The following is a 26,121-nucleotide window of genomic DNA, read 5'->3' on the forward strand; positions in this document are numbered from 1 at the left end:
CTCGCTTTTTTTATATTCGCAGCCCAATTGAAAAATGTTCTTAGTTTTTAACAAACTTATTCCTGTAAAGGGTTTTGCCGCAATGGCTGTTTATCCTTTTATATTTGTCCGTTCAGAGTGTAAAAGTTATCAACACTCTGAGCGCTGGCAAATACTTATCAGACACGAGAAGATACATTTTGAACAACAAAAAGAATTACTGTTGATATTTTTCTACTTGTGGTATGTGATTGAGTATTTCATTCGATTAGTTATCCACAAGAATTCTAATGAGGCTTACAGAAATATTAGTTTTGAAAGAGAAGCTTACAAAAATGAGGGGAATATCAATTATTTATCAACAAGGAATCGTTTTTCATGGCTTAAACACCTCTAAATGTTGATAACTTTTTAAAATCAACAAAACCACAAACAATTTACACTTTCTTAATTGTGAATAAGTTGTATTCTGTTGATAAGTTGAAATAAAAAAAGCCATCTCTAATGAGACGGCTTTCATATCTTTATGATATATCAATAAGCTGATATTACATTTTCTTTACTTCTCCTAATTCAGGATCTCCTTCCTCTCTTACGATTTCGATAGAAAGAATTTTATCTCCTTGACGAACATCATCAACGATGTCTACATTCTCAATTACTTTACCGAAACAAGTATGGTTACGATCTAAGTGAGAAGTTTGGTCACGGCTGTGGCAGATAAAAAATTGAGAACCACCTGTATTTCTACCTGCATGTGCCATTGAAAGAACACCTCTATCATGATATTGGTTATCGCCATCTAATTCACATGCGATTCTGTAACCAGGACCACCATTACCAACACCGTTAGGGCAACCACCTTGAATTACGAAGTTAGGGATTACTCTATGGAAATTTAAACCATCATAGAAGTTATGCTCTGCAAGATCTACGAAATTTGCTACTGTGTTTGGAGCATCGTTCACAAACAATTCAGCTGTCATGTCTCCTTTTTCAGTCTTGATGATTGCTTTCATTTCTAAAATTTTATAAATGATTAATAAAATAGCGTTGCAAAGGTAATAAATTCTACCGCTTAACCATGGTTTGGTCGTAAAGGTGTGATGTTAATCATTGCTGAAACAACAACATTCTGATCATCATATGTTCTTTCTACAGAATTTCCTTTTTCCAATACTAAGATTCTATCATTATTATCTAAAGTCAGTGTGTAGGTTTCAAAGTATGACTTACCATTTGCTATTGCAGTTGATATATTATTCATCGCTACTTCATATCTCAACTGATCTTTAGAGGAAACATATCTATCTAAAGTAGTGTCTTCACCAAAGAAGTTTTTCCAAGAACCCCCATTTTTCACAATGTGTGATGGATTATTTGAATCTCTATATATAATTGGTACTGGTACTTTTTCTACCCCAGAATCCATAGATCCTTCAAATTCTAGTTTAGAAGCAATACTACAGATGGCATAAATCTTACCTGCACTATTCACCATTGGGAACTTCACACATTTGTATTTTGTGCCATCTTCTCGAGAGTCTATAAATGAAATCTCTGTTTCTTGTTCAGAAATAGCTTCATCAATTTCCCAAATCTCTTCACCTTTCTCTGGTCCAAAGATCTCAACATCTGTTTTTCCAATGATATCAAAATCAACATCAATAGATTGTATATAGGTTTGATCTGCCATGATGTATTTACCATCAAGATCTTTCATATACACTTCAGCATCATAAGTATCAAAAATTGCCTTTAACTGACGTCTTGATTCTTCTAATTCGCTTTCTCTATTTTTTGTATCTGTAATATCATGGAACATTACTGTTGCTCCAACGATAGAACCATCTTCAGCATATATTGGATAGTATCTTGTATCCATAATCTGCTTAGAAGTTCCTACCTGAATGACCATTTCATCGGTAAAGATATTACCGTCTAATGCTTTTCTAATATTTGTATGGTATCTGTCTCTATTTTCTGGACGTACCATATCTAATATTACTGTTTCTCCTTCAACAATTTGTAATCCTCTTGATTTCAATGCCTCTTTCATCGCATTGTTTACCAAGGTAACGACCATCTTCTGATCAATTGCTAATACATAATCATGAGTTACATCCAAGAATGCTTTCAAGTTCGCTTCTCTGATAGAAAGTAATTTCTGACTATGTTCTAATTCTTTGGTCGAAGAAATATCATTAATAGCACCTGCAAAACGAGTCGCCTTGCCATCTTCATCATGTTTTACTGCTCCTGAAATATGGAACCATCTATAAGTACCATCTTTCATTCTCAGCTCTACATCGATAGCATTTTGTGCAATACCAAGATGGTCTGCAATTAAGCTATTAAATACTTTTAAAGTCTTATCTCGATTTAATGGGTGAATATTAGAAATAAAGGTTTCTAAGCTATTTTCTAGTTCACCTTCTTCATAACCCAATAATTCTTCAAATCTTGATGACCACCAGAATTGCGTATCGTTATTTAGCTCTCCATTAATTAAAGCTGCATCCCAAATACCTTCTGTTGTTCCTTGCAAAGCAAGATCAAAACGCTCTAATGTTTTCTCTAGCTCTGTCGTTCTTTCTTTTACCTGCTCTTGAAGATTATTACGAAGTGTTTCAAGTTCTTTCTGACGACGTTCCATTTCTTCTTGAGTCGCCTGAAGTTCTTCGTAATTCTGTCTCATTTCTTCCTCTTGGCTTCTTAGGTGGTCCCTTTGCTCTTGAGAAGAAAGTAGTAAAGTCTTAGTTCTTTCGTTGTTCTTTGCTGTTCTTAATGTAGAAGCAATTGATTCTGCCACTTTCTCAACAAATTCCACTTCGAACTTCTCGATTTCTTTAAAGCTCGCAATTTCAAGAACACCTTCTACCTCATCGTTGATTTTCAATGGAACGATAAGCACTGCTCTTGGTGTTGCATCACCTAAGCCGGAAGTAATGTCTGTATATCCTTGTGGTACATCATTGAGGTAAATAGTTTCGCCTAAAAGGTAAGACTGACCTAGTAAACCTTCAGCAAAACGGCCATCAATATGTATTTTCTTTTCAATAATTCTTTTTCTCTCGAAAGCATAAGTGGCTTCAAGGTTCAGAAAGTGCTCTCCCTCATCCGTTTCTTCCATGAAGTAAAGCTCTCCTTGGTTGGCTGATAAATAACCTACCAATTCTGAAATGATGGAATTTGATAATTCTTTAATATCTGAATTCTGACGAAGAATATCGCCAAAATGAGCCATACCTTTTGTAATCCAGTTACGCTTTTCGTCCTCATCAGCTACATCTTTCAAACGACTACGCATCTGCACAAGAGCATTACCTAGCATATCATGCTCACTAGCAGGATTGAAATTAGCTTCGAAATTCCCTTCACCAATATCTAATGCAAATGCTGAGGCTCTATCCAAATTATCCCTCAATTTATTAGATGATAGAATGATATCATTCATCTCATCAGTGGTTTCATCAATTGATTCACCTAAATCACCAACGGACAATCTATCCAACTGATCGATCGGTTTTTGGAGTGAGGTATTTAATGTTCTGATTACTAAAAGTGATGATCCAATGGCTAAAATGGCGAAGAATGCCGTAACAAAAGCAATAGATGAGTTCGCACTATCGATATCTTCATTAATTCTCTTAACATCATCCAACATGGCTTTTTGCTGCTGTTGAGATAATGGACCAAGATATTCTCGAATTTCTGCTTTTAGTGGGGAGATATTATTTAACAGGTAGTCTACAATGTATTCGTCTACTTCTGTTTTCTTTTTAAAACTTTCTAGTTTGAGCCTTAAGGTCAAGGAATCTAGTTCCTCAACGTCTTCTTGAATAGCAGCAAAATCTGTGATATGCTGTTCAAAATATAATTCCAAGTCATCTTGACCGTGTTTGTATTCTTTCAATAAGATACCAAGGGCATCAATTGAACGTCGGTCTTGTGAAGTCAGTTGTTTTCCTAATTCTTCGAGTTTTTCTAATGCTGGCAGGATATCAGTATCCCAAAGTGAGTTTCTTTCATCTTTGTAGCTATCATCTTTTGTTAGAAAATAACCTCTTTGAGCCGCAGAAACACGATCCAGACCTGCATTTATTCTTGAAGTCATGACAGTGATAGGGTTTCTAGTTTGAATTACCCTATCACCAACATCACTTACCAATTTATTTTGATAAACTACAAGAATAGTAAAAGTGATCAAAATCAGAAGGTAGGATGCGGTTAATAGCACATTTCTACCCTGGATTGTCCTAAAACTAAAATAACGTATTATCTGACGTCTAAGCGTCTCTTTATCAATTTGTTTTCTCATTGAGAAGTCTATTTTTCAGCTTGATAACGTAGAGTCATCAGGTAGAAAACTGAGACTCTGCAATTATGATTCTGCTTGACGTGATGACATTCCTTTTTGATAGCACTTTCTACATCTTGCTTCGTAGGAATCTGTTTCCCCTAGAAGTACTTGTTCTTTTGAAGCAGAAAGGCGATAAGAATACAACGCCGGCTCACCACATTGTACACAAATAGCGTGCAATTTTGTAACGTATTCTGCAATTGCCATAAGTTCTGGCATTGGTTTAAACGGTTTTCCTTGAAAATCCATGTCTAAACCGCATACAATAATACGATGACCTTTGTTGGCTAATTCAACACAAACATCTACGAGTTTGTTATCAAAAAATTGTGCCTCGTCAATAGCTATAACTTCATTTTCGCTAACATATTGTGTAATCTCGTCAGCAGTTTTAACCGGAGTGGAAATAATTGAATTAGAGTTGTGAGAAACGACGTTTGAGTCGTGGTAACGGGTATCGACTGCAGGTTTAAAAATATGAACCGTTTGCTTAGCAATTGTTGCTCTATTTACTCTTCTGATTAACTCTTCTGTTTTACCAGAAAACATAGATCCGCAAACAACTTCTATCCAACCTATTTGCTTTTCTTCTGTACGGTCTTGGAATCTAGGTTCTACAAACATAGTATTAATATCTTGAAAATTCAGTGGGCAAAGGTACACTTTTGTTTGCATCAATCCTCACATTATTTGTAAATGCTTTCCTAGTTATTGTTAACTTTGTGTGATGATAAAAATCCAGTATCAAATCACATTAAATGTCAGATAAAGAAAATGTATTAGTCGTAGTGGTTGGACCAACCGCGGTAGGTAAAACAGATTTTTGTGTCCAGTTAGCAAAATCATTAGAAACAGAGGTAGTTTATGCTGATTCCCGTCAATTTTTTAAGGAAATACAAATCGGAACAGCAAGGCCAACTATAGAGGAAATGCAAGGTGTTCCTCATCACTTTGTTGGACACTTATCTATCGACGAAGAATACAGTTTCGGACATTATGAAAAAGATGCTTTAGCGTTATTGGAACAACTTTTCCAACATCATAAATATGTTATACTTTCTGGAGGTTCTGGTATGTATGTAGATGCTGTGTGTAAAGGTATCGATCCGATGCCAACTAGTGATCCTGCAATCAGAAATGCTTATAACAAAAAGTATGAGGAAGAAGGACTAGAACCGCTACTAAAGGAGCTTAAAGAAAAAGATCCTGAATATTACGATAAAGTAGACAGGGCCAACTACCAGAGAGTTATCCGTTCACTAGAAGTAATGGCTATAACTGGAGAACCTTACTCTAGCCAACGAAGTACTTACACTGCTAAAAGACCTTTTAAAATCATCAAGATAGGTTTAGATCGTGATCGACAAGAATTGTATGATCGTATTAACCTCAGAATGGATTTAATGCTAGACAATGGTTTGGTAGAAGAGGTAAAAAGTATGTTGCCCCATAAAGATAAAAACGCGCTACAAACTGTAGGGTATAAAGAAATATTTGACCATTGGGATGGTAAACACGATTGGGACAAGGCTGTTGAGCTACTTAAAAGAAACAGTCGAAGATATGCTAAAAAACAATTATCCTGGTTTAGACGAGATGAAAATACATTTTGGGTACATCCAGACCAATTAAAAGAGACTATCGAGTTTATCCACAAAGCCTAATAAATAAACGAAATCAATCACTGAATAATGAGCGACATTAAATCAATTTTTAATCAAGATTCAAACCCATTAGCAGCTTTATTTAACGCTGCATCTGAAGGAATTATCATTTGTAATAAGAAAGGAATCATTGTCACAGCCAATCCTATGGCCGATAAAATTTTCGGTTATGAAGATGGTGAGTTGATCAATGAACCATTAGAAATTCTTTTACCCGACAGTATGAAAAAAATGCATGTCGGATTAAGAGATGGATATATCAAGAACCCGAAGACTAGAACAAAAGGACTCGGAAAAGAATTTTTAGCTCAACGAAAAAACAAAGAACAGTTTGTTGTTGAAATAAGCATCAGCTCATTACAGTTAGATGGAGAATTGCATGTTGCTGCGTTTATCAATGATATCACTAAAAGAAAAGAAGCTGAGAAAGAAGTAATCGAACAAAGACAGCTTTTAGAATATTATGCTGACTATGCTCCGGCGGCGATTACGATGTTGGATAAAGATTTTAGATATCTTGTAGCCAGTACGCGTTGGAAAAAAACCTTTTTAGGGGACATCAATGAAGAAATAATTGGAAAGAAGATCTTTGATCCTATAGAATATTTTTCCCAAGAATGGATTCCTATTTTTGAAGAAGTAGTCAAAGGGAAAAAATCAGGTATCCAACTTGACTATGTAAAGCGAAGAGACAATAAAACGGCCTGTATTGAATGGCAAGCGCACCCTTGGTATAATAATGATCGCGAAATTAGCGGCATTATTGTTTTTGCTGAGGATGTGACAGAAAGAGTAGAAAATGAAAAGAAGGTAAAACTCTACCTTCAAGAGCTTATAGCAAAAAATAGAGAGCTAGAAGACTTTGCTTATGTGAGTTCCCACGATTTACAGGAACCACTTAGAAAAATCCGTGCTTTTGGTGATCGTCTAAAAACAAAAGAGAAAGAAAAGCTTTCTGAGAAAGGACAAGATTATATAGATAGAATGTTGAGTTCTGCAGAGAGAATGCAACAACTTATCTCTGACTTATTACGCTTTTCTAGAATCACTTCAAAAGCCAAAGATTTCGAACAGATTAATCTCAACAATGTGTTAACTGATGTTATTTCTGATCTTGAAATTGCAATTAATGAAGCAGAAGCTGAAATTCGTATCGATCACTTACCTAACCTAAAAGGAGACAGTACTCAGCTGAGACAATTGTTCCAAAACCTCATTTCCAATGCTATTAAATTCAAAAGAGATGATGCCAAACCAATTGTTGAGGTAAAGTACCTACCAGAAGATCATGGTGAAGACGTTATTCAAATTGCTGTGAAAGATAATGGGATTGGTTTTGATCAGAAATATAGCGACAGAATTTTCCAAATTTTCCAACGATTAGAAGGAAGAAAATACAATGGTTCAGGAATAGGATTAGCCATTTGTAAAAAAATTGCACAACGACATGGTGGTGATATCACTGCACTAAGCAATATAGGAAAAGGGACCACTTTTTATATTACGTTAAGAACAGACCTGGAGAATCAGAACCTGGATATTAACGCATAATTTTTTAAATATTACACTTAAATATACCCTCATAATGTTTTCACAAAATCTAATGACAATACTTTATGCTGATGACGATCCCGAAGATCGAATGTTAACACAAGAGGCCTTCGAAGAAAGTAAATTAGCATCTCAACTCTTTTTTGTAGAGGATGGAGAGGAATTAATGGAGTACCTTAATCACGAAGGAAAATATAGTGATACAAAAGAATATCCACTTCCTGACCTGATTCTTTTGGACTTGAATATGCCCAAAAAAGATGGTAGAGAATGTATAAAAGAAATAAAGGAAATCGAGGAAGTAAAAAATATTCCAATTGTTGTATTAACAACTTCAAATAATGAAGAAGATGTCCTAAAAACTTATAACTTAGGGGTCAGTTCGTTCATCACAAAACCTGTAACATTTGATTCAATGGTTGATATTGTTAAATCCTTGAATCAGTACTGGTTTCAGATCGTTCGATTACCAAACAAATAACTGAAAGAAAGATAACTATAAATGCCTTTTTCTAATTTAATAGAGCACCCGAGTTCGACCATTCGAGTACTCCTTATTGACGATGATGAAGATGACTACATCATCACAGAGGATATTTTGGACGATATCCCCTATAGAGAATACCATCTTGATTGGGTTTCTAATTATGAAACGGCACTAGAGTACATTAAAAAAGGTGCTCACGATGTATATGTTGTTGATTATTTACTCGGTGCGAAAAGCGGCTTAGACCTGATCAAAGAGTCTTTGTCAGACAGAGAACAACATGTCCCTTTTATTTTACTTACTGGTCAAGGTGATGTAAAAGTGGATGAAGAAGCCATGAATGCTGGTGCTTCAGACTATTTAGTAAAAGGACAGATGACTCCTCAACAATTAGAAAGAGCTATTCGTCACAGTATTTTACATAGTCAGCACATCAATCATATTAAAGATCTTAATGAACAATTGGAACAACGTGTTCAAGACAGAACCCGCCAATTGGACAAAGCCATTAAGACTTTACAACGCTCAAATGAAGATCTTGAGCTTCAAATCAGCGAAAGAAAAAAAGCAGAAGAAGAATTACTGAAAAGCCAGGCGATCTATAAAATTATCGCACATAATTTCCCATACGGTATTGTTGCTGTTCTTGATGAAAACTTGAAATACATTTTCGCAGACGGTAAAGGATTTAAAGACCTTGAGTTGGATGGAGAAAAAATTATTGGTGCACAGTTTTTCCAATTCCTTAGCAGTAACGACCCTTCTAAAAAAGAAGAATACAAACAAAAGTTTTTCCTTGCTAAAGATGTGATCACCACGGGTGAGGAAACCATTTTTGAATTTGGATATAAAGACCTGAATTATTCTGCGATCATCGTTCCTATTAAAAATAGTAGGAAACAGACTAAACAACTTTTGGTAGTGATGTTAAACATCACTCAGCAAAGAAAAGCAGAAACAGAAATTCTAAAATCACTCAAAAAAGAAAGAGAGCTCAACGAATTGAAAAGCCGTTTTGTATCAATGGCATCTCATGAATTTAGAACTCCTTTAAGTACGATTTTATCGTCAGTTTCACTGATTTCTAGGTATACTTCGGAGTCACATCTAGAGAAAAGAGAGAAACATATCAAACGTATCAAATCAAGCGTTAACAATCTTACACAAATTTTGAATGATTTCCTTTCTATTAGTAAATTAGAGGAAGGAAAAGCAAAGGTACATTTATCAACTGTTCAGATAGATACATTTTTAGATGGTATCTGTGATGAGATGATTCCTGTGACTAAACAAGGGCAAAAATTTCTCATTTCGCATGAAGGAGGATCGAGTATAAAAACAGACCCTCAAATTCTAAAAAATATTATCATCAACCTATTGTCAAATGCCATAAAATACTCCAACATAGGTGACCGTATTTGGGTTCATTCTGAAATGGGTGAGGACAACATAAAAATCAGTATTAAAGATGAGGGAATGGGAATTCCGAAAAAAGATCAAGTACACTTATTTTCTCGATTCTTTAGAGCTGAAAATGCCATCAATATTCAAGGAACTGGCCTAGGATTAAATATTGTTCTTAAATATCTCGAAATGCTGAATGGAGACATTTCTTTTGAAAGCAAAGAGGATGAAGGAACAACTTTCACTATACAAATACCGAATTAATTAATATAAAAATGAAAAAGATACTTCTGATAGAGGATAACCCTGAAATGCGAGAGAATACATCTGAGATTCTGGAGTTATCTAATTATGATGTTATTACGGCAGAGAATGGAAAAGTGGGTGTTGAAAGAGCTAGAACAACCAACCCCGACTTGATTATTTGCGATATTATGATGCCAGAATTAGATGGTTACGGTGTTCTTTTTGCTTTGAGTAAAGATCCGAATACAGCGAGTATACCATTTATTTTCTTAACGGCTAAAGCTGAAAAATCTGATTTCAGAAAAGGCATGAGCCATGGTGCTGATGATTACATCTCAAAACCTTTTGATGATGTTGAATTATTGGACGCTATTGAAAGCCGTTTAAAGAAAAGTGACATAGTGAAAAAACGCTACGAGCAGTCTGCTGATGGGTTTGACTCTTTTATTAGCGATGCTCGCGGTATGAATAACTTGGAAAAACTTTCTGAAAATAGAAAATCACGTTCTTACAAAAAGAAAAGTGTTTTATTCTATGAAGGTGACCACCCGAACGCATTACTTCAGATTGTAAGTGGTAAAGTTAAAACTTATAAGACAAACGAAGACGGTAAAGAATATATCACAGGTATTCATGGACCTGGCGACTTCCTAGGCTATGTAGCATTACTAAAAGATGTTCCTTACCCAGAGTCGGCCATGGTATTGGAAGAATGTGAAATCACTATGATTCCAAAAGAAGATTTCTTCTCATTGATTCATAATAATAGAGACGTATCTCACTCTTTCATTAAACTATTAACTAGAGAAGTGATCGAGCAAGAAGAAAAACTTTTAAAGTTAGCTTACGGTTCTGTAAGACAACGTGTAGCAGAAGTTTTACTTCAATTAGATAAGAGATATCAGCAAGGACCAAACGAAAGAATGTCAATTACTAGAGATGATTTGGCTAAAATCGTTGGTACAGCAAAAGAGACTTTGATTCGTACTTTATCTGATTTTAAAGATGAGCGTCTTATTGAAATCAAGGATAAAAATATTACAATTATCGATTTAGCGAAATTAGAAAGACTAAGTCATTAATAATTTCATTATATTTGATGTAGCAAAAAGGTTTGTGAATAATTATCACAAGCCTTTTTTAATGTTCTCTCATTTTCTAAACTAACGGCAATGTTAACAAAACAAAAAATCAACTATTCAAAATGGTTAAGATTATCTGCTATGAAAACTAATACTGATTTTGTATATTCATATGCGGGATGAAGAAATTATAGAAAAAATACACTTTTATTCCACTTACAACTATTAGACATTCAATTATTTTGGCTTATGTTTATTTGCCAAATAATTCATTGACAACGAAGTTATATGGCTAGTACTAAGGTACAATCACAGTTAAAAGATAAACTGAAGGAAGTATTTGGTTACAATCAATTTCGCGGTAATCAGGAAAAAATAATTACGCACATACTTGAAGGTAAAAATACTTTTGTCATCATGCCTACTGGCGCTGGTAAATCACTTTGTTACCAACTTCCTGCAATGATGAAAGAAGGAACCGCAATTGTGATTTCTCCTTTGATTGCATTAATGAAGAACCAAGTAGACCAACTTCAAGCTTTAGGTGTGCATGCTAGTTTTCTTAATTCTACTTTATCAAAAAGTGAAGCAAACAGAGTTAAGGAAGAGACACTAGAAGGAAAAACTAAGCTACTTTATGTTGCTCCCGAATCTTTAACAAAAGAAGACAACATTCAACTTCTTAAAAAGTCTAAGATTTCATTTATCGCTATTGATGAAGCTCACTGTATCTCTGAATGGGGACATGATTTCCGTCCTGAATACAGAAAGATTAAGCAAATAATAGAAGCAATTGGTGATTTTCCAATTATTGCCTTAACCGCTACAGCAACTCCTAAAGTGAGGGCTGATATTCAGAAAAACTTAAAGATGGAGGATGCTAACATCTTCCTATCTTCTTTCCATAGAGATAACCTCTATTATGAGGTTCACCCGAAAAAAGATCCTAAAGTTCAACTGATTAAATTTATTCGGAAACATCAGAATAAATCAGGAATCGTCTACTGCTTAAGCCGTAAAAAGGTTGAAGAAGTAGCTGAATTTTTAAGAATCAATGGTATCAATGCACTTCCTTACCATGCCGGTATGGAATCTTCTGTGAGGATGGGAAATCAAGACGCCTTCCTTAATGAAGACTGTGATGTTGTAGTTGCTACGATTGCATTTGGTATGGGTATCGACAAACCCGATGTGAGGTTCGTAGTACATTACGACGCACCGAAGTCTCTGGAAGGTTATTATCAGGAAACAGGTAGAGCAGGTAGAGACGGCTTAGAGTCTTTCTGTATGATGCTCTTTAGCCCTGATGACATCTCTAAGTTAGAGAAGTTCCACAAAGACAAATCTGTTACTGAAAGAGAAAATGTGCATATTCTCCTACAGGAAATGAGTTACTATGCAAACTCTTCTGTTTGTCGTACTAGACAACTTCTACATTACTTTGGAGAAGATGTGGAGCACAATTGCGGACATTGTGATAATTGTAAAACAAAACATGCTTCCTTTAATGCTAAGGAACAAATTCTTATTGCAATACAAGCTGTTCAGGAAACAGAAGAACGTTTTGGAATTGAACATATCTGTAATGTTATCACAGGAACTAAATCGGATTATGTAACTAGTTATCATCATGATGAGCTTGAAACTTTTGGTAAAGGAAGCGATCATGATATACAATATTGGGAATCCATCATCCGACAATCCATGATCAACAGTTTCATGGGAAAAGATGTTGATAATGTTACTATCATAAAGGTTTCTGAAAAAGGGAAGAAATTCCAAAAGAGTCCTTTTGATATTGATTACACTCAGGATTATCAGTGGCCTTCAGAGTTAGAAGCTTTAAATGAAGAAGCTGTTGTTACCAATGCTTTCGATAAAGAGTTATTCGACTTATTAAAAGCAAAACGTAAGAAGTTAGCACACCAAAAAGGTATTCCACCTTATGCTATTTTCCAAGAACCTTCGTTGGAAGAAATGGCAACGACTTACCCTGTTTCGAATGAAGAATTAATGCAAATTAATGGCGTTGGTGCAGGTAAGGCTAAAAAGTTTGGTAAACCTTTTATTGATATCATTGCAGACTATGTTGAGCAAAATGAGATTACTACGGCAAAAGATGTAGTAGTAAAGTCAACAGTCAATAAGTCAAAATCTAAAATTGCTATCATTCAGCAAATAGATAGAAAACAAGATATTGAAGATATTGCCGAATCCTTAAAAGTATCTTTTGATGATGTATTGGATGAGATTGAAAACATCTGTGATTCTGGTACAAAATTAAATCTTGATTACTATATAGAAACCATCATGGACGATGATCGAATTGAGGAGATTTATGATTATTTCATGTCTGCTGAATCCGATTCTATTGATGATGCTTTTGATGAGCTAGATGAAGATATCGGAGAAGATGAAATTCGACTAGTACGTGTTAAGTTCTTATCTGAAGTAGCAAACTAGTAGAAATTTTAACCTCTTGAGATATAAAAAAAGAGTTACCAATTCATTGATTGGTAACTCTTTTTCATATATACTGAATTGACTCTTAGTTCATAAATCCTCTATCACGCATTAATGCTTTATAATCAGCATCTCTACCTCTAAATAAACGGTATGCTTTTGAAGGATCCATTGCATTTCTAGGAGCAAATAAGTATTTCACTAATCGATCTGCAATTTCTTTATCATAGTATCCATTTGGTGATGCTTCAAACACTTCTGCAGCATCTGCTGTTAACACATCTGCCCAGATATACCCATAATAAGCTGCTGCATATCCTTCACCTGAGAAAATATGACCGAACTGCGTAGAGCGGTGACGCATTACAATTTCTTTAGGAAGACCTAGAGCTTCTAAAGTTTCTTTTTCAAAGGTAACTGGATCAATATTTTTAGGATCTGTTGTATGATATTTCATATCCATTAAAGCTGACGCCAAATACTCCGTTGTTGAGAACCCTTGATTAAAAGTAGATGCTGCTTCAATTTTCTTTAATAATGATTGAGGCATTGGTTTACCTGTTTTTACATTCGTCAAGAAACCATTGATAACTTTATCAGTCGGCAACCATCTTTCTAATAATTGAGACTGGAACTCTGTATAATCTCTTACTCCGCTATTTGATGTAGGGTATTTCACATCTGCTGATAAGAAGTGCAGTGCATGTCCAAATTCATGGAAAAATGTTTCTGCATCACTCCAAGAAACTAACGCCACATCACCTGGTGCTGGCTTAATAAAGTTCGAGTTATTTGATGCCAATACAATCTTCTCTCCTTGATAAGAAGTAAAACTTCTGTATGTTGTTGCCCATGCTCCAGAACGTTTACCTTTTCTTGCATATGGATCTAAATACCAAAGGCCAATTACTTTACCTGAAGACTTGTCATTTACTTCCCAAACACGAACATCTTCATCAAATACAGGAATCTCTCCTTTTGGAAGTTCTTTAAAATTAAAGTTGAATAACTCACCTGCGACAAAGAACATTCCTTCTCTTAGTTTTTCAAGCTGTAAATATTGTTTTACCTCATCAGAGTCCAAATCATATTTAGCTTTTCTGACCTTTTCTGCATAGTAGCGGTAATCCCAAGGTTCAATTGTAATCTTATCTCCTCTCTTATTGGCTACAGCTTGCATATCGGCCACTTCGCGATGAACTGTCTCCACTGAGGCTTCCCATACTTTTTCCATCAAATCCATAGCATTATCAGGAGTTTTTGCCATACGATCTTGTAAACGCCATGCAGCATAATTACTATACCCCATCAGCTTCACTCTTTCATCTCTTAGCTTAAGGATTTTTGCAATGATGGCATTATTATCATGCTCATCTCTGTTATCGCCTCTTTTGATATAGTTGGTCCAAACTTCTTTACGGATAGCTCTTTCGTCAGAGTACGTAAGGAACGGTTCCATAAAAGATCTTGTATTTGGTACTGCATACTCTCCTTTATGGCCTCTATCTTCTGCTTGCTTTGCTGATGACTTGATAAATGAATCAGGCAATCCACTTAATTGATCTTTGTTCAGATAAACAACATAGTTTTCTTCATCAGCTAATACATTATTAGAAAAGTCTGTGTACAAAGTTGACAACTCACTCTGAATGGCAGCATAACGTTTTTTCTTTGCAGGATCGAGATCTGCACCACTCATTACAAACCCTTTATACGTAAGCTCCACTACTCTTTGTGCTTCTGCTTCTAAAGGTTTTTTCTGGCTTGCTTCATACACCGCTTTCACTCTTTTGAAGAGTTGTTCATTCTGACTGATTTTAGAGGAGAATGCTGAGATCTTTGGTGCTAATTCTTTACTGATTTTTCTTAACTCAGGAGTGGATTTATTAGATCTCCAAATACCATAATAAGTAAAGGCTCTATCTAATGCTGCACCAGACTTTTCCATTTCGATTATGGTATTCTCAAAAGTAGGTTCTTCTGTACTATTGGCAATTGCATCTATTTCTGCCAATTTCATTTCCATTCCTTCTTCAATCGCACTTTTTAGATCAGATAACTGCATTTTATCAAAAGCAGGTACACCTCCATACGGGCCTTTCCATTCTTGTAATAGCATATTGTTCGATGAATGCTGATTTTCTTGTTGATCACTACACCCTATTGTTAAGCATGCTAAAGCCACGCCTCCAATGAGAGATAAAATTGATTTTCTCATGATGGTTTAAATAATAAAATAAGTTTCGATGGTTGTTTGCTACTTCAATCTACTTAAGATTATAAGGCGAATATAAAAAGAGTCATCCATAATAAATAATAGATGACTCTTTCTCGTTTTTTTTATTTTCATTCAGGTAATATCTACCTATTCTTTTGCATAATTCCGGTTATCTAATCCCCAGTTTAGTTTTTTCCTCAAGGTATCTAAAAATTTTTCACCTCCACCAGTATTAACCAATTTTGCTTTAAATGGACATTTTTTTACTGCCAATTCAATGGTAGCATCTACTGGTTCTGAACGAGAGTCCAATGAAACTAAGAAGTTTTTCGTTCGTCCTTCGATCTCAAATGAAATTACACTTTGATCCGACACAATCAATGGTCTTACATTTAGGTTATGGGGACAAACTGGTGATATAATAAAGTTTTCCGATCCTGGAATTACTACTGGCCCTCCTACACTTAGTGAGTATCCTGTTGAACCAGATGGTGTTGATACGATTAATCCATCAGCCCAATAAGAATTAAGGTACTCACCGTTAAGGTAGGTATGTACCACGATCATTGAAGAGGTATCTCTTTTTAAAATCGTAAACTCATTTAGACCAAATTTAATGCCTCCAAAAAGATCTTCTCTATCACTGACCACTGTAAGCATTGTTCTTTCTTCAATGGAGTAATAACCATTAATCAAAGCATCAATCGTTTGAGAAAAATTCTCTCTTCTTATTGAAGCCAAGAAGCCTAATCTACCTGCATTAACACCTACTATTGGAATTTCCAATTCCTGAACATAAGTAAGTGCTTGCAGCAAAGTACCATCACCTCCGATTGAGATCATGAAATCTATTCCTCTCAATTCTTCTGTAGTACTAAAAACTTCAAGCTGTTTGAAAAGTTCAGGTTCTATTTTTTCAAGATAGAGTGCTAACCCATCAGAAATCATTAATTCCAATTCAGGACGATTAATAATCTCATAAATAGAATTGATTAAAAATTCGCTTCTTTCTTTTTCTAGTTTACGGCTGTGTAAAGCAATTCTCATTTTTACAGTTCTAAGTATCGCATCAGGTTGTCCAATCGATCACGACCTTCGTCTTTTCCTTCAGCAAACGCAGAAGAGAATATCACATTCATGCTAAAACGCTCAAATGTCGCCAATACAGCTTCTACATTCATTGTATTTAATTTCAAAGTAACGATTACCATTTTGGCATCGTTAGTATCAACTTCAACAAAAGCTGACAATATTTTTACATTGTTTGATTCCACCCATCTGCTCAAATCTTCCAATGAGTAATGGATAGCTTCTATTCTTAATGCTACAACACTACCTTCAATTTGGTCAGCATGCATTCTTGCCACTTCGTCCATCATATCTTTTACGATAATGGTGCCGTGGTATTTATTTTCTTTATCGACAACAGGGATGATTTCAACATCAAATTCATCAACTATTCTTAGACAGTCATACAAGTGAGTTGTCGGTAAAACAGATACTTCTTCGTTTGATAATGGTAGTTTAACAGATTTTACTCCTTCAGATAAATCAAGGTCAAAGAAATCCTGCTCCATCACCATACCGATATATTTATCATTCTTAATAACCGGCAGTGATAGAATATTTAATTCTTCATAATATGAAAACACACACTCCAAACTTGTATCTGGGGTTATGCTTGGTAATGTCGTTGTCAACAAATCTTTCGCTATTTGCATATCATCTATAAGTAGTTTGATGAAAAGATATGTGTATATACGTAAAATGGGAGATAAATGTGTTGAAATACATCAACATTTACCTCCCATTTTAAACTATGAGTTTCCTCACAGACTCTATTTCAAGATGTAAATCCAGAGAAATCGAGTGAAGGTTTCTCTAAACTACATTATTGTTAGTTATTTCTCAAGAAATCATCAACTAACATGTTGAATCTGTTCGGATGTTCCATCATTGGAGCATGACAACACTTATCAATAAAGTGTAATTCAGCGTTTGGTATTAAACGGTTGAATTCATGCCCTGCCGAAGGAGGTGTAATTGTATCGTTCAGTCCCCAAATTAACAATGTAGGGCTCAAAATGTTTTTTAATTCATCACGAAGGTTGTGCTTCTGAGCAGATCTTGCATAGTATACAATACGTAAACACTTTGCATTATCTGAAGTTACTTCATACACTTCGTCTACTAATTCTTTAGCTGCTACTTCAGGATCATAGAAAGTATAAGCTACTCTATCTTTAATAAAATCGTAGCTACCACGTTTAGGATATGATAATCCCATACCTGATTCATATAAACCTGATGATCCAGTAAGAATTAACTTCTTTACTTTATCAGCATTTGCTAAAGTATACATTAAAGCAACGTGTCCTCCTAGGCTATTACCTAGTAATGAGAACTCTTCCAATTCGAAATCAGCAACAAACTTTTCAGTGTAAGTTACAAGTCCTTCTAAATTAGATTCGTTTCTTGGTGAATCGTAGATAGGCAACATAGGAATGAGTACACGGTATCTCCCTGAGAAGTAACTTAATACATCTGCCCAGTTACTCAATGCGCCGAACAGGCCATGTAAAAGTATTAATACTTCTCCCTCGCCTTCATCTATATATTTAAATCCGTGTTTTTCTCGAACAGTTAAATTCATATTAATTCTTACTGTAATCGTTGCTTAAAAAATTACGTGCAAAGATACGATTTAATTTTAAGTTGTGAACTATTTATCAATAGGACAAAAAGAATATGATGACAATCATCTGAGCTACTCTGCTTTTAAAATTTCTTTGTAGCTACTATATGTTAACCCTCCTTGAATAAACAACTCACTCATTACCTCTCTACCTATCTGATTATCAATATATATGTCACGTTCTTTACAAATCTGATCTACCAATTTCATAGCAAAGCCTTTAGCAACAAAGCTTGCAGGAAGAGATGTAGACTTTTCTACAATTTTTTCAGAATCTCTGAAATTTAATATTGAGTTTTCAAAAACATATTCTACCGCTTCTCTTTTTGTCCATAAAAAGTGATGGATACCCAAATCGCAACGCATCATGATAGCGTTATTTAATCTCCAAATTTGATAAAGTGCTCTCTCTTCTAACGTTGCACTTTTATAATATGTGGATAGATAAATATTTTTCCAAAATTCAACGATGTAGTTAAAACTTAATTCTCTTCTGAAAAGTGGTAGTTTTTTATTCTCTAATCTATACTTTGACCATTCGTCTTGGGCTGCAGAAGATATTGCAAAAACAGGCATCATCATCTCTTGGTATTTACTCAGTGAATCGCATAGATAAACTCTACCTGCTCTACTACTATCAAAACTACCTTCATAGTAAAAAGGTTCAAGATCGAAGTTGCTCATAAAATGAGGGAGTCTTCGAATTTCTATTGGCTCGTGTTGGTTTTTGATAAAGGGAGCAGCTTGAAAATACTTCTGAAAATCATTGTGGACAAACCATTTCTGATCGATATTTTGCTTTTGATAAAAGGACTCAAATTGCTCTCTCAATGTCGTTCCTTCTAAGCCTAAAGAATCGAATAAAACGCCTAATTTTTTCTTTTCTCTAGATACTAATTTTCTTGCTTCATAATTAAGGTTTCTAGGACGAAAATCATTTTCAATTTCCTCTTGGTTTAGGCCACAAGTATATTGTATCAAATGTCTGTAATAATCATCTCCTTCCTTTTCAAATCGCATTAATGTGATTTCTTCTTCGGCTTGCATATACACCTCATCGACAGTTCTCATTAAAGCATCAAAAGAGGGAATAACACTACCTTCAATAGCCTTTTTCAATTGATATTCTAGCTCAGGAAGTTTCTGTTTGATATCATCATTATCCAGTTGTGTTACTTTAGACATAAAATCTTTATAAAAGATATTCTCTTCTAATGGTACACTTAAAAATGCCTCTAATTGTTTGTGAATTAAAGCTAGGATTACTTTTGGAGGCAAAGCATGGTCTTCGTTAATATTAAAGTGATGTATTGCCTCTTCCAACGACTCATTTTCCCTTCTGTACAGAATTCCTTTTGAAGTTTGTCGGTTTTCAACCTCGCTAGGAAACAAAGGCTTCCCAGAGATCAATTCTGAAACTTTATCTTGAGCTTCCTCCAAACGGTAAATGTAGTTGTAAGCTTCATTCACATTTTCGATGGAATGACAATTGATCATGAAAAGAGGTAATTGGACTTGAATGCCTTCAATATGATCAATTGGATATTTTACATGCTCATAAATCCAACGGTCAAGAATATTGACCTCCATTAAAAACTCAAATATATCTCTTGAAAGTTTTTCGTCTTTCGTTAATTTTTTTCTGTCATATCTTGATAAGAATTCCAACTCATCTTTCAGGTATTCAAAATCTTTTTCAGTCTGAATTAATGACTCGTTGTTTAAGCTTCCCTCTAAAGAAGAAGAAGCATAGGGCCATTTAAATGCTTTCGTTTTTGTTAATAGTTCAGGATGAGATAATGTATAATCATAAAAGAAGCGATCCAATAAAGTATACATCTTGGATGGGCGGAAAAACCAAGTATTAATACGATCACTTACTAATACAATTAGAAAAACAAGAATTGCAGATTGAAGATACCTTAACCAATGATTTCTGAAATGAAATCTAATTTTTTCCCAGTAAAACTCTTTATATATTTTATTGAATTTCATTTTTTCTTAAAAAACTCTTATCCTGTAGATGATTAACAAGAATTGAAGGATTCATCAGCAATAATCGATGATATTCTAATACATTTGCAAATACTAGGCTAATAATTCTTAAATCAGTTGAACTTATAGATTAATTATAAGTTACAATAATATAGAACTTCGTTACTAAGAAATTGAAAAAGAGTTATCATCATACAGATCAAATAGTTTTAAAGACTTTAGACTTCGATAGTTTATTATCCGTTGCACTCGAAAGTGGACAGCCCTTTGCTACTTGGAAAATGCCAAACGAAAATACAAAAAGCATCGTAGTTTCATTGCAAAAGGAAGCCATGAGAGTTACTCCCGATCTAGAAGAGTTACCGAATGGTTTTTTAGCACATCCTTTTCATGATACAAGTAAAAAAGCTTATTTGATCCCCGCTGACATCTACTATACCACTGAAATGGATCATATCGATTTTTCTAATGATTATGATTACGATACCAAAGTTAGAGTAGAGAAAGCAATCAACACTTTTGATCCCTCTAAGCCACTTAGAAAGTGGAAAAGAAACATGCTAAAAGAGCATTTCCCACCAACCTCCAAAGAACATTTTGTAAATATTGTTGGTGAGAGTGTCAAAGCAATGCAAAATGAAGAGTTCTTAAAAGTAGTATTGTCAAGAACAAAAGAAGCTGGATTAAAAGATGATTTCTCCCCTATCGATTTCTTTCACCGATTAAGTGAAGCTTATCCGACTGCATTTATATCAATGTGCTATATACCTAATGTTGGACTGTGGATGGGAGCATCTCCGGAAACATTAATTAGTGTTGACGAAAATGGTATTTTCCGTACTGTAGCTCTAGCAGGTACTCAAGCTAGTAATGGCATACACCCAAGGGACGCTTCTTGGAAAAGTAAAGAAATTGAAGAGCAAGCATTAGTAAGCAGATACATCATTAATTGTTTTAAGAAAATACGTTTAAGAGAATTTGAAGAAAAAGGGCCTCGTACTGTTGCTGCTGCTCATTTACTTCATTTAAAAACGGATTTTAAAGTAGATACAAAAGCTACAAACTTCCCACAATTAGGTACAGTGATGTTAGACTTATTACATCCTACTTCTGCTGTTTGTGGTATGCCAAAAGATATTGCAACACAGTTTATTCTAGACAATGAGCATTACAATAGATCCATTTATAGTGGATATATCGGGCCTATTGGTTTAGAAAATAGTCAGCATCTTTTTGTCAATTTAAGGTGTCTTCAATTATTCACAGATCATGCATTACTGTATGCTGGTGCAGGTATTACATCTGACTCGGATCCGGAGAAAGAATGGAAGGAGACAGAATTAAAAATGGATACTATGCTCAAACATTTGAATGCATAATCCTAAATCATGATTATCAGATCGTTGATATTTTATATCAATAAATTTCAAGATATTTTGTAAGGAACCGTGGTTTTAGTTGTCTAACTAATACTTACGGTTCTTTTTATTTATCTTTCTAAGTCAATTGATAAATAAATTATGCACCTACATTAAATATTCAGATTAAAGACATAGATCATGAAAGTACTACTCAAGTTTATCTTACTATCATTACTTTTCACATATTCTACTTATGCACAAGAAAAAGATATTTATGCTAAATATGGAATTGAAGTAGAAACATTACAACCAGGATTAGAAGTTGGAGATATAGCACCTGATTTTACAGGAGTTGATCAAGATGGAAATACTTTTACCTTATCAGAAGCCATTAAAGAAGGTCCTGTAGTGGTCAATTTCTTTAGAGGTAGTTGGTGTCCTTCTTGTTATAAGCATCTTAAAAGTATTCGTGATTCTCTAGACTATATTTATGCTACTGGTGCTAAAATAATTATGGTAAGTCCTGAAGAAAAAGAAAGCCTAGATGCCTTTGCTAAAAAGAAAAACTTTACTTTTCCGATGATCTCAGATGTTGACATGAGTATCATGAACAACTATAAAGTTACTTTCGAAGTAACTGAAAAATATCAGAAGAAAATTAAGACCTTTTTATTTACCGATATCGCGGCAAACAATGCGATACATCAAGCGTCATTGCCGGTACCTGCCACATATATTATTGGAAAAGATCAGAAAATAATAGCCAAGCAATATAACCCTCAATATTCTGTCAGAATGTCGCCTACAGCCATTGTACAAGCATTAACATCAGAATAAAAGGAAGACATTAAACATTTTGAGTGAATTCGTTAAAAGTTTAAATCACTAAATAGTGTTTTATTGATGAATTGATTAATATTGATGTGAGATATTCGTTAAGTTGAGTATCTCACATTTTTGTTTAGAAGAAACCTAAGAAAATTGATATAAATAATGATTGTACTCTTTTCTATTCACCCAGTAGTCGGAGTCCTATTCGGATCATTATTCTCATCAAATTTTCATTGAAATCGATATCATCTCAAAATAATTATAAACTACTATGTCAACAGGACAAGGAGAATTTATTGTTGAGGGAGGACACCGTTTGAGCGGTGAGATTACTCCTCAAGGTGCAAAAAACGAAGCACTACAGATTCTATGTGCGGTACTGCTTACCGAAGAAAAAGTGACTATACATAATATTCCAAATATTATTGATGTCATGAAATTAATTGACATCCTTGCAGATTTTGGAGTAAGAGTTGAAAAGTTAGGTGAAGGTTCTTATGAATTTGAAGCCAAAGATATAAATATTGACCACTTACATTCTGAAGACTATTCACAAAAGGCTTCAAGATTAAGAGGTTCTATTATGGTACTAGGTCCATTATTAGCTCGTTTCGGACAGGGTAAAATCCCTAAACCGGGTGGGGATAAAATTGGCCGTAGAAGATTAGATACTCACTTCTTAGGCTTCAAAAAGCTAGGAGCAAAATTTGAATATACTGAAGATGGGTATTTTAAAATTGATGCTACCGATTTGCATGGTACATACATCTTATTGGATGAACCATCTGTAACAGGTACAGCCAATGTAATTATGGGTGCTGTAATGGCGAAAGGGAAAACTACTCTTTACAATGCAGCATGTGAGCCTTACATCCAACAGTTGTGTAAAATGTTGAACCGAATGGGGGCAAACATCTCAGGTTATGGTTCTAACCTTATCACGATTGAAGGTGTTGAACGTTTAGGTGGCACTACTCATACTATGCTTCCTGATATGATCGAAATTGGTAGTTTTATTGGTTTAGCTGCCATGACTCAGTCTGAGATTACTATCAAAAACTGTCGTATTGATGAACTTGGACAAATTCCAACCGTATTCAAGCGTTTGGGTATTCAAATGGAATTTAGAGGTGATGACATCTATATTCCTTCTCAAGAATCTTATCAATTAGATCGTTTTATCGACGGCTCTATTCTAACGGTAGCAGATGGTCCTTGGCCATTGTTTACACCAGACCTTTTAAGTATTGTATTGGTAACTGCCATTCAAGCTAAAGGTACTGTTCTTGTGCATCAGAAAATGTTCGAATCGCGTTTATTCTTCGTGGATAAACTGATTGACATGGGTGCACAAATTATTTTAAATGACCCTCATAGAGCTACTGTTATTGGTATGAACAGACAGTCAAATCTTAAAGGGATCAAAATGAGTTCTCCAGATATTAGAGCTGGTGTGGCATTATTAATTGCTGCACTTTCTGCCGAGGGTACTTCTGTTATTTCTAATATTGATCAAATCGACAGAGGATACCAAGATATCGAAGGAAGATTAAAAGCTCTTGGAGCTAAAATCGAAAGAAGATAAGAAGTAGCAAAATTCAATTATAAAACTTGCTATCTAAATATTTATTGAGGCGTTTTTATAAGAAGCGCCTCAATTACTAACTAAAACATTATTGTGCGATGAGCATTAAACATTCCAAAGGTTCGAGCTACCCTTTAGGAGCTACTGTAACTAATAAAGGAACAAACTTCTGTATATATTCTAAAGGTGCGACCGCTATCGAACTGCTCTTATTTGCAGACAAGGATAGTCCACGTCCGTTTCATGTGATCCGTTTAAACCCTGAAACAAATAAGACTTTTTATTATTGGCATGTATTTGTTGAGGGAGTTGGACATGGTCAGGTTTATGGATATAGAGCATTTGGTGATTATATTCCAGAAAAAGGTTCATGGTTTGATGGTAGTAAAGTTTTAGTGGATCCTTATGCGAAGGCTGTATGCATGACAGAGAATTACTCTAGAAAAGCATGCATTCGCCCCGGAGACAATTGCTTACATGCACTAAAGAGTATCGTTATTGACGACTCTGAATACGATTGGGAGGGAGATAAACCGTTATCAAAACCTTATTCGAAAACTATCATCTATGAGATGCATGTTGAAGGATTTACCAAAGACCCCTCTTCTGGCCTTTCTGATGAAAAAAGAGGTACTTATGAAGGTTTGATTGAGAAGATTCCTTATTTACAAGAATTAGGCATTACAGCAGTTGAACTCTTACCTATTTATCAGTTTGATCCATATGATGCTCCAAAAAACCGCATCAACTACTGGGGATACAGTCCTATTAACTTCTTTGCTCCTCACTCTCTTTATGCTATGGATAAAAATGATCCAACGAGCCCAGTAAGAGAATTCAAGGATATGGTAAAAGCTTTACATAAAGCAGGTATTGAAGTTATTCTGGATGTTGTATACAACCATACTACTGAAGTAAACCCTGAAGAGGGGCCAACGATAAACTTTAAAGGATTAGATGCTAGTACATACTATATCCTCGATAAGAAAAATAACTACAAATTCTTAGATTTCTCTGGTTGTGGAAACTCATTCAACGCAAACCACTCCGTAGTGAGAAGAATGATTATGGATTCTCTTCGCTATTGGGTATCTGAAATGCATGTTGATGGCTTCCGTTTTGATTTAGCTTCCGTTTTATCAAGAGACGAAGAAGGTAATCCGACAGACAACCCTCCAATCTTATGGGAAATTGAATCTGATCCAATCCTTGCAGGTACTAAAATGATTGCTGAAGCATGGGATGCCGCTGGTCTATACCAAGTAGGATCTTTTGTTGGTGATCGTTGGAGTGAATGGAATGGAGTTTATAGAGACGTTTTAAGACGATTTGTAAAAGGAGATAATGACCTTATTGGCTCTTTCGCGGGTTGTGTTGAAGGCTCACATCACATTTTCCAAAATCAAGAAGAAAGAGATCCTAATAGAAGTATCAACTTCATCACTTGTCATGATGGTTTTACAATGAATGACCTCGTATCATACAATTCAAAACACAACTTGGCCAATGGTGAAAATAACAACGATGGTTCTAACGATAACTTCAGCTGGAACCATGGTCATGAGGGTGATACAGATAATGGAGAGATCGATCACTTAAGACAAAAGCAAATAAAGAACTTCTTCACATTGCTATTATTATCTCAGGGTACTCCTATGATCTTAATGGGGGATGAAGTGAGAAGGACTCAAAATGGTAATAATAACGCCTACTGTCAGGATAATGAATTGAGTTGGTTCAATTGGAATGATCCTATTCACCATGAAGAGATGTTGAACTTTGTAAAGAAAATTATCAAGTTCAATTTACAACATCAGGTCTTCCAAACAGAGCGTTTCTGGAGTTCTAAAGCAAGAGCGCGCCGTCCAATCATTACATGGCATGGAGTCGATTTCGACAATCCTGACTGGGCTGGTAATTCGCATGCTATTGCCTACATGCTTACTTCTCCAAATACTGGAGAGCAGATATTTATTATTGTCAACACATTCTGGGAAGCACTGGATTTTGAGATTCCAGAACCAACAATATTCACAAGTCAACCCGAATGGAAATGTATTGTAGATACTGGCAACAGAATGCCTCATGATATATTTGAGTATGATGATGCCCCTGTTATTAAACCAGGGCATAAACATCTTCAACCTAGGTCGGTTGTTGTTTTAAAATCAACTTAAAAAATAAAAGGTCATCTTAT

General features: G+C 34.9%; 19 protein-coding genes. 11 read left to right on the forward strand and 8 right to left on the reverse strand.

Annotated elements, in window-relative coordinates:
- Positions 1-34: 34 nt before the first annotated feature.
- Positions 35-376 (forward strand): hypothetical protein, encoded by a 342-nt coding sequence (locus HGP29_RS08600; protein WP_168881959.1) that lies wholly within the window; start codon positions 35-37, stop codon positions 374-376.
- 151 nt (positions 377-527) lie between these two features.
- Here the strand turns inward: HGP29_RS08600 and HGP29_RS08605 are convergent, their stop codons facing one another.
- The 3 genes from HGP29_RS08605 to HGP29_RS08615 form a co-directional block, all read right to left on the reverse strand.
- Positions 528-998, reverse strand: coding sequence for a peptidylprolyl isomerase (locus HGP29_RS08605; protein ID WP_168881960.1), 471 nt, complete (start codon positions 996-998; stop codon positions 528-530).
- A 59-nt stretch (positions 999-1,057) separates the two neighbouring features.
- Positions 1,058-4,300, reverse strand: coding sequence for a PAS domain-containing protein (locus HGP29_RS08610; protein ID WP_168881961.1), 3,243 nt, complete (start codon positions 4,298-4,300; stop codon positions 1,058-1,060).
- A gap of 63 nt (positions 4,301-4,363) precedes the next feature.
- Positions 4,364-4,966, reverse strand: coding sequence for a thymidine kinase (locus HGP29_RS08615; RefSeq protein ID WP_168882098.1), 603 nt, complete (start codon positions 4,964-4,966; stop codon positions 4,364-4,366).
- 134 nt (positions 4,967-5,100) lie between these two features.
- Here HGP29_RS08615 and miaA point away from each other — a divergent pair, with 134 nt between their 5' ends.
- The 6 genes from miaA (at position 5,101) to recQ (ending at position 13,239) form a co-directional block, all read left to right on the forward strand.
- Positions 5,101-6,006 carry a tRNA (adenosine(37)-N6)-dimethylallyltransferase MiaA gene (miaA, locus tag HGP29_RS08620; protein ID WP_168881962.1) on the forward strand — a complete coding sequence of 302 codons (906 nt, stop codon included), beginning with the start codon at positions 5,101-5,103 and terminating at the stop codon, positions 6,004-6,006.
- A 27-nt stretch (positions 6,007-6,033) separates the two neighbouring features.
- Positions 6,034-7,557 carry a PAS domain-containing sensor histidine kinase gene (locus tag HGP29_RS08625; protein ID WP_168881963.1) on the forward strand — a complete coding sequence of 508 codons (1,524 nt, stop codon included), beginning with the start codon at positions 6,034-6,036 and terminating at the stop codon, positions 7,555-7,557.
- 52 nt (positions 7,558-7,609) lie between these two features.
- Complete coding sequence (locus HGP29_RS08630) at positions 7,610-8,038, forward strand: response regulator (protein WP_211093230.1); 429 nt, start codon at positions 7,610-7,612, stop codon at positions 8,036-8,038.
- Positions 8,039-8,059: 21 nt separating this feature from the next.
- Positions 8,060-9,712 carry a sensor histidine kinase gene (locus tag HGP29_RS08635; RefSeq protein WP_168881965.1) on the forward strand — a complete coding sequence of 551 codons (1,653 nt, stop codon included), beginning with the start codon at positions 8,060-8,062 and terminating at the stop codon, positions 9,710-9,712.
- Positions 9,713-9,723: 11 nt separating this feature from the next.
- Entirely contained in the window at positions 9,724-10,776 is a 1,053-nt protein-coding gene (locus HGP29_RS08640; RefSeq protein WP_168881966.1) for a response regulator, read from the forward strand.
- A gap of 288 nt (positions 10,777-11,064) precedes the next feature.
- Complete coding sequence (gene recQ / locus HGP29_RS08645; protein ID WP_168881967.1) at positions 11,065-13,239, forward strand: DNA helicase RecQ; 2,175 nt, start codon at positions 11,065-11,067, stop codon at positions 13,237-13,239.
- Between the two features lie 85 nt (positions 13,240-13,324).
- Here recQ and HGP29_RS08650 read toward each other — a convergent pair whose 3' ends face one another.
- The 5 genes from HGP29_RS08650 to HGP29_RS08670 all read right to left on the reverse strand — a co-directional run bounded on the left by HGP29_RS08650 (position 13,325) and on the right by HGP29_RS08670 (position 20,147).
- The gene (locus tag HGP29_RS08650; RefSeq protein ID WP_168881968.1) at positions 13,325-15,457 is read right to left on the reverse strand and encodes a M3 family metallopeptidase; all 2,133 of its coding nucleotides are present in this window, start codon (positions 15,455-15,457) and stop codon (positions 13,325-13,327) included.
- 147 nt (positions 15,458-15,604) lie between these two features.
- A complete protein-coding gene (locus tag HGP29_RS08655; RefSeq protein WP_168881969.1) occupies positions 15,605-16,504 on the reverse strand; it encodes an NAD kinase in 900 nt (299 codons plus the stop codon).
- A gap of 2 nt (positions 16,505-16,506) precedes the next feature.
- Positions 16,507-17,178: a CBS domain-containing protein gene (locus HGP29_RS08660; protein ID WP_168881970.1), complete on the reverse strand. Its 672-nt coding sequence runs from the start codon at positions 17,176-17,178 to the stop codon at positions 16,507-16,509.
- A 176-nt stretch (positions 17,179-17,354) separates the two neighbouring features.
- Positions 17,355-18,110, reverse strand: a complete 756-nt coding sequence (locus tag HGP29_RS08665; protein WP_168881971.1) for an alpha/beta fold hydrolase — start codon at positions 18,108-18,110, stop codon at positions 17,355-17,357.
- 114 nt (positions 18,111-18,224) lie between these two features.
- Positions 18,225-20,147: a DUF885 family protein gene (locus HGP29_RS08670; protein WP_168881972.1), complete on the reverse strand. Its 1,923-nt coding sequence runs from the start codon at positions 20,145-20,147 to the stop codon at positions 18,225-18,227.
- A 173-nt stretch (positions 20,148-20,320) separates the two neighbouring features.
- Here HGP29_RS08670 and HGP29_RS08675 point away from each other — a divergent pair, with 173 nt between their 5' ends.
- From HGP29_RS08675 to glgX, 4 genes are all read left to right on the forward strand, one after another.
- Positions 20,321-21,526: a chorismate-binding protein gene (locus HGP29_RS08675; protein WP_168881973.1), complete on the forward strand. Its 1,206-nt coding sequence runs from the start codon at positions 20,321-20,323 to the stop codon at positions 21,524-21,526.
- A 180-nt stretch (positions 21,527-21,706) separates the two neighbouring features.
- Positions 21,707-22,345: a peroxiredoxin family protein gene (locus tag HGP29_RS08680; protein WP_168881974.1), complete on the forward strand. Its 639-nt coding sequence runs from the start codon at positions 21,707-21,709 to the stop codon at positions 22,343-22,345.
- 265 nt (positions 22,346-22,610) lie between these two features.
- Positions 22,611-23,924: a UDP-N-acetylglucosamine 1-carboxyvinyltransferase gene (murA, locus tag HGP29_RS08685; RefSeq protein WP_168881975.1), complete on the forward strand. Its 1,314-nt coding sequence runs from the start codon at positions 22,611-22,613 to the stop codon at positions 23,922-23,924.
- A 98-nt stretch (positions 23,925-24,022) separates the two neighbouring features.
- Positions 24,023-26,101 carry a glycogen debranching protein GlgX gene (gene glgX / locus HGP29_RS08690; RefSeq protein WP_168881976.1) on the forward strand — a complete coding sequence of 693 codons (2,079 nt, stop codon included), beginning with the start codon at positions 24,023-24,025 and terminating at the stop codon, positions 26,099-26,101.
- Positions 26,102-26,121 lie beyond the last annotated feature (20 nt).

Source organism: Flammeovirga agarivorans, assembly GCF_012641475.1.
Classification (GTDB): domain Bacteria; phylum Bacteroidota; class Bacteroidia; order Cytophagales; family Flammeovirgaceae; genus Flammeovirga; species Flammeovirga agarivorans.